Source organism: Sphingomonas aurantiaca (genome assembly GCF_003050705.1).
In the GTDB taxonomy this organism is placed as follows: Bacteria; Pseudomonadota; Alphaproteobacteria; order Sphingomonadales; family Sphingomonadaceae; genus Sphingomonas; species Sphingomonas aurantiaca.
Map to the genome: position 1 here is coordinate 984,790 of NZ_QAOG01000001.1, position 13,994 is coordinate 998,783.

General features: G+C 66.4%; 14 protein-coding genes and 1 other RNA gene. 2 read left to right on the forward strand and 13 right to left on the reverse strand.

Going from position 1 to position 13,994, the window contains the following annotated elements; all coding sequences use genetic code 11:
* Positions 1–99 precede the first annotated feature (99 nt).
* From C8J26_RS04535 to C8J26_RS04550, 4 genes are read right to left on the reverse strand one after another with little or no spacing between them, the layout of a single operon-like run.
* Complete coding sequence (locus C8J26_RS04535; RefSeq protein WP_107956849.1) at positions 100–603, reverse strand: NUDIX hydrolase; 504 nt, start codon at positions 601–603, stop codon at positions 100–102.
* Positions 600–1,271, reverse strand: a complete 672-nt coding sequence (locus C8J26_RS04540; RefSeq protein ID WP_107956850.1) for a TPM domain-containing protein — start codon at positions 1,269–1,271, stop codon at positions 600–602. Before C8J26_RS04540 ends, C8J26_RS04535 begins: the two co-directional genes overlap by 4 nt.
* A gap of 1 nt (position 1,272) precedes the next feature.
* Entirely contained in the window at positions 1,273–2,142 is an 870-nt protein-coding gene (locus C8J26_RS04545) for a TPM domain-containing protein (protein ID WP_107956851.1), read from the reverse strand.
* 16 nt (positions 2,143–2,158) lie between these two features.
* The gene (locus C8J26_RS04550; protein WP_056411687.1) at positions 2,159–2,755 is read right to left on the reverse strand and encodes a LemA family protein; all 597 of its coding nucleotides are present in this window, start codon (positions 2,753–2,755) and stop codon (positions 2,159–2,161) included.
* A 105-nt stretch (positions 2,756–2,860) separates the two neighbouring features.
* Here C8J26_RS04550 and mscL point away from each other — a divergent pair, with 105 nt between their 5' ends.
* Complete coding sequence (gene mscL, locus C8J26_RS04555; RefSeq protein ID WP_056411685.1) at positions 2,861–3,331, forward strand: large conductance mechanosensitive channel protein MscL; 471 nt, start codon at positions 2,861–2,863, stop codon at positions 3,329–3,331.
* 148 nt (positions 3,332–3,479) lie between these two features.
* Here mscL and C8J26_RS04560 read toward each other — a convergent pair whose 3' ends face one another.
* Positions 3,480–3,911, reverse strand: coding sequence for an RrF2 family transcriptional regulator (locus C8J26_RS04560; protein WP_055881164.1), 432 nt, complete (start codon positions 3,909–3,911; stop codon positions 3,480–3,482).
* A 100-nt stretch (positions 3,912–4,011) separates the two neighbouring features.
* Between C8J26_RS04560 and ssrA the strand changes: the two genes are divergently transcribed.
* Positions 4,012–4,367: a transfer-messenger RNA gene (ssrA, locus tag C8J26_RS04565) on the forward strand.
* A 243-nt stretch (positions 4,368–4,610) separates the two neighbouring features.
* On the opposite strand, the gene C8J26_RS04570 is transcribed toward ssrA, so the two are convergent.
* The 8 genes from C8J26_RS04570 to C8J26_RS04605 form a co-directional block, all read right to left on the reverse strand.
* Positions 4,611–4,967, reverse strand: coding sequence for a response regulator (locus C8J26_RS04570; protein WP_167398771.1), 357 nt, complete (start codon positions 4,965–4,967; stop codon positions 4,611–4,613).
* A 141-nt stretch (positions 4,968–5,108) separates the two neighbouring features.
* Entirely contained in the window at positions 5,109–7,535 is a 2,427-nt protein-coding gene (pnp, locus tag C8J26_RS04575; RefSeq protein WP_107956853.1) for a polyribonucleotide nucleotidyltransferase, read from the reverse strand.
* Positions 7,536–7,757: 222 nt separating this feature from the next.
* Positions 7,758–8,027, reverse strand: a complete 270-nt coding sequence (gene rpsO / locus C8J26_RS04580; RefSeq protein ID WP_055881152.1) for a 30S ribosomal protein S15 — start codon at positions 8,025–8,027, stop codon at positions 7,758–7,760.
* Positions 8,028–8,045: 18 nt separating this feature from the next.
* Complete coding sequence (gene truB, locus C8J26_RS04585; protein WP_107956854.1) at positions 8,046–9,044, reverse strand: tRNA pseudouridine(55) synthase TruB; 999 nt, start codon at positions 9,042–9,044, stop codon at positions 8,046–8,048.
* 160 nt (positions 9,045–9,204) lie between these two features.
* Entirely contained in the window at positions 9,205–9,780 is a 576-nt protein-coding gene (locus C8J26_RS04590) for a thymidine kinase (RefSeq protein WP_107956855.1), read from the reverse strand.
* 33 nt (positions 9,781–9,813) lie between these two features.
* The gene (gene rbfA, locus C8J26_RS04595; RefSeq protein ID WP_056411674.1) at positions 9,814–10,203 is read right to left on the reverse strand and encodes a 30S ribosome-binding factor RbfA; all 390 of its coding nucleotides are present in this window, start codon (positions 10,201–10,203) and stop codon (positions 9,814–9,816) included.
* A 152-nt stretch (positions 10,204–10,355) separates the two neighbouring features.
* Positions 10,356–13,205 carry a translation initiation factor IF-2 gene (gene infB / locus C8J26_RS04600; RefSeq protein ID WP_107956856.1) on the reverse strand — a complete coding sequence of 950 codons (2,850 nt, stop codon included), beginning with the start codon at positions 13,203–13,205 and terminating at the stop codon, positions 10,356–10,358.
* A complete protein-coding gene (locus C8J26_RS04605) occupies positions 13,202–13,936 on the reverse strand; it encodes a DUF448 domain-containing protein (RefSeq protein WP_244185152.1) in 735 nt (244 codons plus the stop codon). The genes infB and C8J26_RS04605 overlap by 4 nt, the downstream gene beginning before the upstream one ends.
* Positions 13,937–13,994: the final 58 nt, after the last annotated feature.

The following is a 13,994-nucleotide window of genomic DNA, read 5'->3' on the forward strand; positions in this document are numbered from 1 at the left end:
TGCCGTCATCCCAGCGGAGGCTGGGATCCAGAGCCACGGGCACCTAAGCCCGTGGCTCTGGATCCTGGGTCGAGCCCAGGATGACGGCCTGGGGCTGGGCTAGAGTATGGCCCCCGCCAGGATCAGCAGCATCTTGGTGTCGATCGCGACGCCGGCCTTGCGCTTCGCCGCGACGAACGCGGGCACCTCGGTCAGCGGAACCCGGTGCACGGTGATGTTCTCATCGCTGTCGCCGCCGCCGTCGCCGATCCTGGTCAGCCCGGTCGCGCGCACCAGCGTGAAGCATTCGGACGTCATCCCCGGCGACGAGTAGAACACGCCCAGATCCTCGATCGAGTCGGCGCGATACCCCGTCTCTTCCTCAAGCTCGCGCCCGGCCGCCACCGCGACGCTCTCGCCCGCGGTCTCGTCGCCGACCAGCCCCGCGGGCAGTTCGAGGCAGGCGCGGCCCAAGGGCACGCGGAACTGTTCGACCAGGATCACGTCGCCATCGTCGATCGCGACGATCACCGCGGCGGCGATCTGGCCCTGACGCGCGGCGAATTCCCACGTGCCCTCGGTCTGGACGGTCAGGAATTTGCCCGCCCATACGGTCTTGCTCATAGTTCGATCAGCCTGTCGGGAAGTTCGTTGACCGGCGCACCGGTACGCGGGAAATGCTCGGCGAGCACGCGGCCGATCTGCGCGACCGCATCGGCCATGCCGTCGGCGGGGCGATCGTCGCGGACGCCGGCCAGCACCGCCGCCATCGCCGCGCCCCAGGTTTCGTTCGGCACGCGCGAGTGGATCGCATCGTCGGCGATGATCTCGGCACGATGCTCGGCAAGCGACAAATAGAGCAGCACGCCGGTCGCGCCCTTGGTGCGCTTCTCGGCGCCCGCGCGGAACAGCAGCAGCGCGCGCCGCCGGACGCGACGCGCCTTGGTCGCCCCCGGGGTCAGTGCGACGCGCACCGCGGTCGCCGCCAGGACGAGCCGCACGCCGAGGAACACCAGCGTCACCAGCACCAGCGCGATCGCATAGAGCGCGCCCTGCGGGGCGGATTGCGCCCAGGGATCGACGAGACGCGCATAGATATGGTCCGCCGCAACCGGCCGGAACGCGAGCAGCGCCAGCGTCAGCAGCATGCCCAGCACGGCCCAGTGCATCGATACGTCATGGTAGGAGTCGGACTGCCGCGCGACGATCGTGACGATCTCGCCGGTCGTCGCGGTCTCCGCCTGCGTCACCGCCGCGGTGACCCGGTCGTGATCGGTTTCGCTCAGCCGCATGTCACCAACTCCCCGATGCGCCGCCGCCGCCGCCGGATCCACCGCCGCCACCGCCGAAGCCACCGCCACCCCAGCCACCGCCGCCGCTGTCACCGCCGCCGCCACTCCAGCCGCCGCCGCCACCACCACCGCCGCCACGGGTCATCGCGTCGGCGATGCTCCACAGCACAATCGGCAGGGCGCCGCTGCCACCGCCGCTACCGCCATCGGTATAGCGCCTGCCGCCGGCGCGCCGCGACAGCATCGGGATGACGATCGCCGCGAGCACGATCCCGAAGAAGATCAGCCCGATCGGCACGCCGCCGCCGCCCGAACCCGACCGGCGATGCGTCTTGTCATATTCGGCCGCCGCCGCCGTCACCTTCGCGCGCGCCTCGGCGTCGGGCAGCGCGAGCTGGTCCGCGACCGCATTGGTTCCCGCGACGATGCCGCCGGGAATATCGCCTGCCTTGAACCGCGGCAGGATCTGCTGGTTGATGACGACGCTCGAGAACGCGTCGGTCAGTACGGGTTCGAGCCCGTAGCCTACCTCGATCCGCACCTTGCGGTCGTTCGGCGCCACCAGCAGGATCGCGCCGTTGTTCGCGTCCTTCAACCCGACGCCCCAGCTCCGGATCAGGCGATTGCCGTAATCCTCGATCGGATAGCCTTCGAGATCGGGCACGGTCGCGACGACGAGCTGGTTGCCCGACGATTTCTGCAGGTCGTCGAGCCGCTTGGTCAGCGCCGCTTCCTGGTCGGGAGGGATGACATTGGCCGCATCGACGACGAAGCCGGTGAACTTGGGCAAGGTCTGCGCGGTGGCGGCCCCGGTGACGGTGCCGCTTCCCAGCAGCAGCGCGCAGGCCAGCGTGGCAAGGTAGCGGATCATCGCGCAGACCCCGTCATCAGCTCGCGTTGCCGAAGTTCACCGTCGGCGCGGTCTCCGCGCCGGGCGTGGTCGCCGCGAACGGGACCATCGGCTTGGCACCGTAGAAGATCTTCGCGCCGACCGCGTCGGGGAAGGTGCGGATCTTGGTGTTATACGCCTGCACCGCACCGTTGTAATCGCGGCGCGCGATCGTGATGCGGTTCTCGGTGCCTTCGAGCTGGCTCATCAGCGTGGTGTAGTTGCCCTGGCTCTTCAGCTCGGGATACGCCTCCTGCAGTCGCTGGAGCGAGACGCCGACGGCGCCCTGGACGCGCTGATACTGCGCCATCTTGGCCGGATCGGAGAGATCGTCCGCCGACACCTGGACCGAGTTCGCCGCGGCACGCGCCTGCGTCACCTGGACGAGGATATCCTTCTCCTGCGCGCCCGCCGCCTTCACCGTGGCGACGAGGTTGGGGATCAGGTCGGCGCGACGCTGATAGTCGTTCTGGACGTCGGCCCAGCGCGCCTTCACATTTTCCTCGGCGGTCGGGATGCTGTTGATCCCGCAGCCTGCGAGCGCGGATGCGAGGAGGATCGCGGCGGCGCCGCGGGCGATTGGGGCACGTGACATCGGGGGTCTCCAGAATAGCTGTGTCGCCCTCATAGGACAGTCCGCAGGGTTGGCGAAACCGAAATCGGCGGTTAACTTTATGCGAGACTTAAGAAGGGGGCGGGGATGCTCAAGGAATTCAAGGCGTTCATCATGCGCGGCAACGTGCTCGATCTCGCCATCGCGGTGATCATCGGCGCGGCGTTCGGCAAGATCGTCACGTCGCTGACCGACGACGTGCTGATGCCGGTGATCGGCAAGATCTTCGGCGGGCTCGATTTCTCGAGCTATTTCTGGCGGATGGGGCCGGTGCCGGCAAATTACGCGGGCTCGCTCAGCGACTATGCGGCGCTCAAGAAGGCGGGCGTGCCGCTGCTCGGCTATGGCGCGTTTGCGACGCAGCTTGTCAATTTCGTGATCGTCGCTGGCATCATCTTCATGATCCTGCGCGTCGTGAACCGTACCGCGGCGCTGATCGAGCGCGAGACCGCGCGGCTGAAGCGCGAGGAAGAGGCTACCCCGGTCGCGCCCGCACCCGAGCCGGTCGAGATCGCGTTGCTGCGCGAGATCCGCGACGAGCTGAAGGCCAGGGGGTGACCGCCTTTTCCCTCTCCCCTGCGGGGAGGGAGGGAGGAGCCGTGAGGCGTCGGCAGGGTGAGGGGCCTGAGGCTTCGGCGCGGGATCTCAACACCCCCTCATCCGGCGCTGCCGCGCCACCTTCTCCCCGATGGGGAGAAGGAAAACTTCACGCTGCGGCGAGATCCTCGGCGTTTGCATCCGCCAGGCTCGTGCCGTCGAGGATCCGCGCGGTTTCGTCGCGGACTCGCATCATCGCATAGCGGATCGCGCAATCCGCCTCGCTCTTGCAGTCGAGGCAGGGTCGGTAGGCCGTCCGGCTGACGCACGGGACGAGCGCGAGCGGCCCCTCGATGATCCGGATGATTTCACCGAGCGAGATCAGGTGGCTGGGGCGCGACAGGCGATACCCGCCCATCTTGCCGCGATGGCTGTGGAGCAGGCCGGACTCGCGCAGATCGGCGAGGATCAGCTCGAGAAACTTGCGCGGGACGTTCGCCTCGGCGGCGATCCGGGTCATCGGGATCGGAGGGCCGCCGACGGGGGCCCCGCCAAGAAAGATCATCGCGCGAAGCGCGTAGCGGGAGCGCTGCGTCAACATATTGCAGATTGCTATGCACGCGGTTTGTGGCGAGCGGAAGGCGGTTTGGCACGTTGCGTGCTACGACATCGCGGATCGCGACAAAAAAGCAGCGCCGGCCGGGCTTTTCATCGCGCCGCGGCTTCCCTATATCGGGCTTGCCGTCGGGGGAATTCTCTCTTGGCGGCTATGGCGATAAACCGTGGCGTGTCATAGACACAGCGGACCCGGGGGCAGTACCCGGCGACTCCACCACCGCCCTCTTCGCAAGAGGGGGACGATGACGGGGTCGAACTAGGATCGACGTGTGTTCAACGACGCTATGTTTCGCTCGGAATGGGACCACCGCAACGGCCCATACACAAGTGCCAACGATAACGAAGCACTCGCAATTGCCGCATAACTGACGGTCTAACGACCTAAGTTATACGGACGAAAGCGCGGTTCGGGCCACACCGGGCAACAGAAGTGGAAACCGGCGGTACGGGGGGCACCGAGCAACAGAAGCTCCCCACTCTTCTCCATCATATCGCTACATGATTGACTGTTCGCCGCTGAAGCGTCGCGCGGTCAGGTTAGCTGCGCTCAAAACGGGTGGCTTGCAACGTCGGCGCTGCGAGCAGTGACGGGAATCTCGTATCGCAGCAGCCATGATCGTTGCACTTCGTGTCGACCAACATCCGTCATTGCAAACGATGACGGTGCCGTTGGTCAACCGGATCAGCGCTGTAGCAGCTTGCTGAGTTGCGCGCCGGTATAGGGCTTCCGGATGAAACGCGCGGCTGCGGGGAGGGCCATCTTGCCGTTATCGGTCCCCGACGTGACCAGGATCGCGATGTCGGGACGCTGCGCATGGACCGCGTTGGCGAGATCGATGCCGTTGAGGTCACCCGGCATGCGAACGTCGGTGAACAGCGCGGCGATATCGGGCCGCTCCTCCAGCTTGACCAGTGCGTCGGCGGCGTTGCTGGCTTCGACGACTTCATACCCCGCATCTTCGAGTGCGAGGTTGGAATGGACCCGGACAAGGGCGTCGTCATCGACGACGAGAATAACGGACTTCGAGATAACGTTCATATCGGTTCGAACATCCGGCATGGCGCTCGCGTTCCGCTATTAATCATCCCCGTGACCTAAAATCCGGCAAAGCGAGTCACCCATGAGAAAGGGGCCCGGTTTCCCGAGCCCCTCCATCAATTCGCGTTAGGCCGTAAGGGCTTAGTCGCGATCGCCCGTCAGGAACGCCGGTGCGAATTCGGGGGCCTTGTCGCCGTCCGAACGCTCGGCGCGGGGAGCGCGCTCGCCGCCCTGACCACCACCGCCGTCACGACGCGGGCCACGGCCACCGCCGTTGCCGCCTGCATCGCGACCGCCATCGCCATCACGACGCGGGCCACGCGAACCGCGATCACCGCCGCCGCCTTCGCCGCGCGGACCACGACCGCCGCCGCCGTTACCGGCATCACGACCGCCATCGCCATCGCGACGCGGACCACGCGAACCACGATCGCCACCCTCACGGGGCTCACGCGCCGGGCGGGTATCTTCCAGCTCTTCGCCGGTCGTCTGATCAACGACGCGCATCGACAGGCGAACCTTGCCGCGCGGATCGATCTCGAGGACCTTGACCTTGACGTCCTGGCCTTCGCTCAGCGCGTCCGAGACCTTCTCGACGCGCTCGTTCTTGATTTCGGACACGTGGACGAGACCGTCCTTGCCACCCATGAAGTTCACGAACGCACCGAAGTCCACCAGGTTGACGACCTTGCCGTCATAGACCTTGCCGACTTCGGCTTCCTCGACGAGGCCCTTGATCCACTTGATCGCAGCGTCGATCTGCGCGGGGTCGGACGACGACACCTTGATCACGCCCTCGTCGTCGATGTCGACCTTGGCGCCGGTCTGCGCGACGATCTCGCGGATTACCTTGCCGCCGGTGCCGATGACTTCACGGATCTTCGACTTCTCGATCGTGAAGGTCTCGATGCGCGGTGCGTGCGCCGACAGCTCCTCACGCGTGTGGTCGAGCGCCTTGGCCATTTCGCCCAGGATGTGCGCACGGCCTTCCTTGGCCTGTGCCAGCGCCTTGCCCATGATCTCTTCGGTGATGCCGGCGATCTTGATGTCCATCTGCATCGTGGTGATGCCCTCGGACGTGCCGGCGACCTTGAAGTCCATGTCGCCGAGGTGATCCTCGTCGCCCAGGATGTCCGACAGGACCGCGAAGTTCTTGCCCTCGAGGATCAGGCCCATCGCGATGCCCGAGACCGGACGCTTCAGCGGAACGCCCGCATCCATCATCGACAGCGAACCGCCGCAAACCGTCGCCATCGACGACGAGCCGTTGCTCTCCGTGATGTCGGACAGAACGCGGATCGTGTACGGGAACTCTTCCTTCGACGGCAGCACCGGGTGCAGCGCGCGCCAGGCGAGCTTGCCGTGGCCGACTTCGCGACGACCCGGCGCACCGAAGCGACCGACTTCACCGACCGAGTAGGGCGGGAAGTTGTAGTGGAGCATGAAGTTTTCGTACGAAAGACCGTTCAGGCCGTCGATCATCTGCTCTGCGTCGCGCGTGCCGAGCGTGGTGGTGCAGATCGACTGCGTCTCGCCGCGCGTGAACAGGGCCGAGCCATGCGTGCGCGGGAGGAAGTGCACCATCGCCTCGATCGGACGGATCTGCGTGGTGGTGCGGCCGTCGATGCGGGTGCCGTCCTTGAGGATGGCGCCGCGGACGATCTCCGCCTCCAGCTTCTTCATCAGCTTGCCGGCCGCCATCTGGTCCTGCGGGGTGGCATCGGCAAAGGCGGTCTTGCCCTTGGCGCGTGCGGCGTTCAGCAGGTCCGAACGCTTGGACTTGTCGGTCACCTTGTAGGCGGCCGCAATGTCCTTGCCGATCAGCTTCTTCAGCTTGTCCTTGGCGGTCGACAGGTCGGCCTGCTCGGCCATTTCCCAAGGATCCTTGGCAGCCTGCTCGGCCAGATCGATGATCAGGTTGGCGGCTTCGCGGCATGCCTTGTGCGCGAACTGCACCGCGCCGAGCATGATCTCTTCCGAAAGCTCCTTGGCTTCCGATTCGACCATCATCACGGCCTGGCCGGTGGCGGCGACGACGAGGTCGAGGTCACCCGCCTTGGCTTCGTCGAGCGTCGGGTTGAGGATGTAGGCGCCATCGACATAGCCGACGCGCGCTGCGCCGATCGGGCCCATGAACGGCACGCCCGAGATCGTCAGCGCCGCCGACGCCGCGACCATCGCGAGGATGTCCGGCTCGTTCTCGCCGTCATACGACAGAACCTGGCAGATCACGTTGATCTCGTTGTAGAAACCCTCTGGGAAGAGGGGACGGATCGGGCGATCGATGAGACGGCTGGTCAGCGTCTCCTTCTCGGTCGCGCCGCGCTCACGCTTGAAGAAGCCACCGGGGATGCGGCCGCTTGCGGAGAACTTCTCCTGATAATGGACGGTGAGCGGGAAGAAATCCTGCCCTTCCTTGACGGTCCGTGCAGCCGTCACGGCGCACAGAACGACGGTCTCGCCGAGGGTGGCGAGCACGGCGCCGTTTGCCTGACGGGCCACGCGGCCGGTCTCGAGCGTCAGCGTCTTGCCGCCCCACTGGGCGCTTACGGTCTTGGTATCGAACATTTCGTTTCCTTCACTCCGGCGGCCAGATGCCGACCGGGGCCTATGTGCGAGCTAAGCCGGCTCGCGGCGGTTCGAAGCGAGTTGTCGCTTCTGGCCAGTTCACCGAATTGTGTTCTGGCACTTCCTGTTCCTCCGCGAAGGCGGAGGCCCAGTCTGGACTCCCGCCTTCGCGGGAGAACAACCCTATATACGAAAACGGCCCCCCGAAGGGAGCCGTTCGTGTTACTTGCGAAGGCCGAGCTTCGCGATCAGATCCAGGTAGCGCTGGCCGTCCTTGTGACGGAGATAATCCAGCAGCGTCCGGCGCTTGTTGACCATCATGAGAAGACCACGACGCGAGTGGTTGTCCTTCTTGTGGCCCTTGAAGTGCTCGGTCAGGTTCTTGATGCGCTCGGTCAGGATCGCGACCTGGACTTCCGGCGAACCGGTATCGCCCTCGGCGCGCGAATGCTCCTTGACGAGCTCGGTCTTGCGTTCAGCGGTAATCGTCATGAATTTCGTCCTACGACATCACATATTGAAACCGCGAACGACCCGGACGTCTCCGTCCTCGACCTCGACCAGCGCGACCGGGACGGCGTCCAGCTCGGCAAAGTATTGGCCATCGTCTGCGGCGATCCCGGCCAAGATACGCCCCTGTCGGAGCGCCCCTGCCTGGTCGGGGGTGAGGGAGAGAGCCGGGATGTCGTCCAGCGCCACCCTCAAGGGCAGAAGTACATCTTCAAGGGCGCGCGCCTGCCCGAGTTCGTCAAGTTTGTCCAGCGATATCGCGTTTTGCAGCCCGAACGGACCCGCCTTGGTCCGGCGCAGCATGGTGACGTGGCCGACCGTGCCGAGCGCGATCGCGATGTCGCGCGCGAGGCTGCGGATATAGGTGCCCTTCGAGACGTGCGCGGTGAGGGTGACCTCCTCTGCCGGCGCCTCCGACGACGTCGTCGACTCCTCCCCACCCTCGTCATCCCAGCGAACGCTGGGATCTCCATGGGGCGCGGGCTGCTGTTCCGCGGTGCGATTCCAGCTTCCGCTGGAATGACGGGTCGGGTGGGCGGCGAGCGCGTAGATCGTCACGTTCCGGCTGGCCAGCAGCACCGCATGCCCGGCGCGCGCGAGGTCGTAGGCGCGCTCGCCGTCGACCTTCAGCGCGGAATAGGACGGCGGCACCTGCGCGATCGGACCGGTGAACTGCGCGAGGACGGCCTCGACCGCGGCCATCGTCGGTCGCACGTCGGCGGTGGCGATGCTCACCCCCTCGGCGTCGAGCGTGTCGGTTTCGACCCCGAACAGGATCGTGAAGTCATAGATCTTGTCGCTGTCGAGCATCCGCCCGGCGAGCTTGGTCGCCTCGCCGACCGCGATCGGCAACACGCCGGTCGCCAGCGGATCGAGCGTACCGCCATGGCCGACCTTGAACTTGCCATAGCCGCCCTGACGCAGCACGCGCTTTACCGCGGACACGCCCTGCGTCGAGCCCAGCCCCAGCGGCTTATCGAGAATGATCCAGCCATGCATGTTCGAGGTCCTAAATTTCCACGTGAGACACGAGCGAGTCCATCCATCCGGTCATCCTGACAAAAATCAGGACCCAGATCCACGTATGCCGGTGTTCGTTGCCCCCGGGGCCCGACGTTCGTCAGGATGACGGGGACATGGCAAGCCGAAGGGCAGGGGGCTAGCCCAGAGCCTCGGTAAAATGCCGTCGGCACAACGCGACATAGCGGTCGTTGCCGCCGATTTCGGTCTGCTGCCCCTCGGCGATCGCCCGCCCGCCCGCATCGACTCGCAGGTTCATCGTCGCCTTGCGCCCGCACATGCACACCGACTTGATCTCGACCAGCGAGTCCGCCAGCGCCAGCAATCGCGCCGACCCGGGGAAAAGCGCGCCCTGGAAATCGGTCCGTAATCCGTAAGCCAGCACAGGGATCCCGACCACGTCGCAGACACGCGCAAGCTGGTCGACCTGGGCGGGCGTCAGGAACTGCGCCTCGTCGACCAGCACGCACGAGATCGCATCCTCGCCGTGCTGCCGCGCGACGCACGCGCCGATATCCGTCGTCGCGTCGAACGCGATCGCCGGCGCCTTCAGCCCGATCCGCGAGGTGATCGTGCCGGCGGCGAAGCGATCGTCGATCGCGGCGGTGAACAGCATCGTCCGCATCCCCCGCTCGCGATAGTTGAAGTCCGCCTGGAGCAGGTTCGTCGACTTGCCCGCGTTCATCGACGCATAATAGAAATACAGCTTGGCCATCGGCTCAACCCAAAGACGCGTCGCGCGGCGGCGTCAATCCTCGGCCAGATCGCGCGCGATATGCGGGTCGCGCAGCAGCGTGTCGATGTGCGTGCCTTCGTCGAAGCTCTCGTCGGCGAGGAACTTCAGCTTGGCGGCGTAGCGCGTCTGCACGCGGGTCGCGACTTCGCGCTGAAGATAGGCGGTGTTGGTCCGCAGCGCCTTCAGCACCTTCTCCTCGTCCTTGCCGAGCAGCGGCTTCACGAAGACGGTGGCGTGGCGCAGATCGGGGGACATGCGCACCTCGGTGATCGTCACGAGATGCTTTTCGAGCACCGGATCATGGACGTCGCCGCGTGCGAGGATGTCGCTGAGCGCATGACGCGCCTGTTCGCCCACGCGGAGTGCGCGGACGGTTTTGATTTCGGGGGTATCGGTCTTCATTCTCTTGCTCCCTCTCCCCCTCGGGGAGAGGGCGGGGGTGAGGGGCGCCGCATACGCAAGCGCCTGGGGCAGCCCCTCACCCGACCCTCTCCCCGCAGCAGGCACCCATGAAAGTAATACTTTCATGGGACCCGGGGGAGAGGGCTTTAGTATTACAGCGTGCGTTCGCGCATCTCGACTTCGAACGTCTCGAGGACGTCGCCGGCCTTGATGTCGACGAAGTTCGACGTGAACGTCACACCACATTCCAGCCCGGCGCGGACTTCGGCGACATCATCCTTGAAGCGACGCAGCGATGCGATTTCGCCCTGGTAGATGATGACGTCGTTGCGCGTGATGCGCGCCTTGAGCGCCTTGCGGATATTGCCCTCGGTAACGAGCAGACCCGCCGCCTTGCCATGCTTGCCCGCCGAGAAGACCTCGCGGATATCGGCACGACCGACGACCGTCTCGAACGCTTCCGGCCCAAGCTCGCCTGCCATCCCCGCCCGGATCTCGTCGATCAGGTCGTAGATGACATCGTAGTACTTGAACGCGACCTTCTGGCGTTCGGCGATCTCACGCGCCTTGGCGTTCGGGCGAACGTTGAAGCCGATGATCGGTGCACCCGATGCCGCCGCCAACGTGACGTCCGACTCGGTGATGCCACCGACGCCAGAGTTGAGCACGCGCGCCTTGATCAGATCGGTGGAGATCTTGTTGATCGCCCCGACGATCGCCTCGACGGTACCCTGCGTATCGGCCTTCACGACCAGCGGATATTCGATCGCCTGCTTTTCCTTCAGCGCCGAGAACATGCTCTCGAGGCTGGCAGGAACCGATGCGGTCCGCTTGTCGGTCTTCACGCTGCGACGATATTCCGCGACTTCGCGGGCGCGTGCCTCGTTCTCGACGACCTGGAACGGATCGCCCGCCGACGGGACACCCGACAGACCGAGAACCTCGACCGGCATCGCCGGACCCGCTTCCTTGATCTGCTTGCCCTTGTCGTCGACCAGCGCGCGGACCTTGCCGCTCTCGCCGCCGACGACGAAGATGTCGCCGACCTTGAGCGTGCCGCGGTTGACGAGGATCGTCGCGACCGGGCCACGACCCTTGTCGAGCTTGGCCTCGATCACCGTACCCTCGGCCGCGCGATCCGGATTGGCGCGCAGTTCGAGCAGTTCGGCCTGGAGCTGGATCTTCTCGATCAGCGCATCGAGACCGATCTTCTTGGTCGCGGAGACTTCGACGTCCTGGACGTCGCCGCCCATGTCCTCGACCACGATCTCCTCGCTCAGCAGGCGCTCGCGCACCTTCTGGGCATTGGCGCCTTCCTTGTCGATCTTGTTGATCGCGACGATCATCGGGACGCCTGCCGCCTTGGTGTGGGCGATCGCCTCCACCGTCTGCGGCATCAGCCCGTCGTCCGCCGCCACCACCAGGATGACGATGTCGGTGACGTCCGCACCACGCGCACGCATCTGCGTGAACGCCTCATGGCCCGGCGTGTCGAGGAAGGTGATCTTCGACTTGTCCTTCAGCGTGACCTGATACGCGCCGATATGCTGGGTGATGCCGCCCGCTTCGCCGCGCACCACGTCGGTGCCGCGCAGGGCATCGAGCAGCGACGTCTTGCCGTGATCGACGTGACCCATGATCGTGACGACAGGGGCACGCGGCTTGAGCGTCTCCTCGGCATCGTCAATCGTGTCGTTGGCCAGATCCTGGTCGACGTCGCTGACGCGAGTCAGGTTGTGACCGAATTCGGTGACGAGAAGTTCGGCCGTATCCTGGTCGATCGTCTGCGTCATCGTGACGGGCATGCCCATCTTGAACAGCGCCTTGACGAGGTCTGCACCCTTCTCGGCCATGCGGATGGCGAGTTCCTGGACGGTGATCGCCTCGGGGACGACCACGTCGCGGATCTGCTTGGCCTGCGCCTCACGCGGACCACCGGTGCCGCGACGCTCCTTCTCGCGCGCACGCTTCAGCGCGGCGAGGCTGCGGGCGCGGGCGCCATCGCCGTCGCCGAGTGCGCGGTTGACGGTGAGCTTGCCCGAAGTGCGACGATCGTCGCCCTTGCGGTCACGCTGCTGCGGACGCGCCGGTGGTGCATCGCGACGGATACCGCCGGCGGGTGCGTTCACACCGCCCGCGCCGGGGCGCGCTGCGGTCGTGCCGGCGTTTGCAGCCGTGGTCGGCGCTGCGGCGGCAGCGGGTGCTGCAACAGGCTTTGGCGGCGGCGGAGGACGCTCCGGACGTGCCACCGGCGAGAACCGGCGCGGCGCCGGGAATGCCGGATCGCGGGTCAGTTCGAGGATGGGTGGCGGTGCCGGCGGTGCGACCGGGGCCGGCGCTGGCTTGGGCGCCGCAGCCGCGACCGGCGCGGGGGCCGGTGCAGGCTTGGGTGCAGCGACCGGCGCCGGGGCAGGGGCTGCCGCAACGGGCGCCTCGACCGGCGCGGGCGCAGGCGTCGGTGCCGCGACAGGTGCCGGAGCAGCTTCGACGACGGGCGCGGGTGCGGGCTTCGGAGCCTCGACCGGCTTCGGCGCGGGGGCTGCCTTGGCTTCCACCTCGGCACGCGCGCGCTCGGCGATGCGATTGCGCTCGTCCTCTGCCGCCTTGAGGCGCTCGGCCTCTTGGCGACGACGCCCTTCTTCGAGCGTGTTCATGCGCTGCTCTTCAGCCTCGCGGAGCAGCTTGGCCTGACGCTCCTGCGGCGACAGGTTGCTCGGCGCCTGCTGGCGCACGGGGGCAGGTGCAGGCTGCGGCGCGCGCGGCTGCGGCGCCGGTGCGGGCGCCGCAACCGGGGTGGGCGCGGCAACCGGCGCGGCATCCGCGACCGGACCGTCGGGCTCGCCCGGACGGCGCAGTACGCGCGCGCGCTTGGTTTCCACGATCACCGTATTCGATCGGCCGTGGCTGAAGCTCTGCTTCACCTGGCCGGTCTCGACCGTGCGCTTCACACCCAAAGGTGCGCGCATGCCAAGTTTCGGCTTCTCGTTGTCCGTGTCGCTCACTCAAATTCCTCAGTCATGTCCACGGCCGGGCGTTGTCCGGTCGATCCGGACGCCCCTATATTTTGTGACGCCGATGCGCCCTGCGAGGCCGTTTCGCAAGACACGGAAGAAGGCTCGGAGCCGATAAAATGCAGCCAACGGTCGAGCGCTTCGCTCACCCGCTTTGCTGCAGCGCGGTCTGTCAGGCCAATGTGTACCACATTTTGCCGTCCCAGCGCCAACGCCAATATGGTGCGCGACGCAGGCAGTGCCAACCCCCGCAAACCCGAGCCCTCGACATCGTTGCCGATGCGCCACGCCTGATCGAGCTTCCGGTTGCCATCCTCGGCCGCGTCGGACGCGTGATACAGCGCCTTCAGCTTGCCCGAGCGCGCGTTCTGCTCGATCCGGTCGGATCCGATCAGCACGGTGCCCGAGCGCGATTCGAGACCGAGCCGGTCGAGCGCGTTACGCTCCAGCGCGGACTCGATCATCGCCGGCAGTTCGGGCGCGATGGTGAACTCGCCGGTCTTGAACGCCCGGGCGAGCGCGCCTTTCAGCTTGCCCTTCTTGATCGCCGCTTCGAGTTCGAGTCGCGTCACCCCGATCCACGCGCCGCGGCCCGGCGCCTTGGCGCGCACGTCGGGATGGATCTGGCCGTCGGGCGCCAGCGCGAGTCGCACCAGATGCGGGCGAACGTCGCGTTCGCCTGACAGGATGCACTTGCGCACGGGCTCATTCCCCTCCCGCATGCGGGAGGGGTCAGGGGAGGGGCTATCCGCAGGGGCGGCAGCCGTGGCTGCCCTCCCC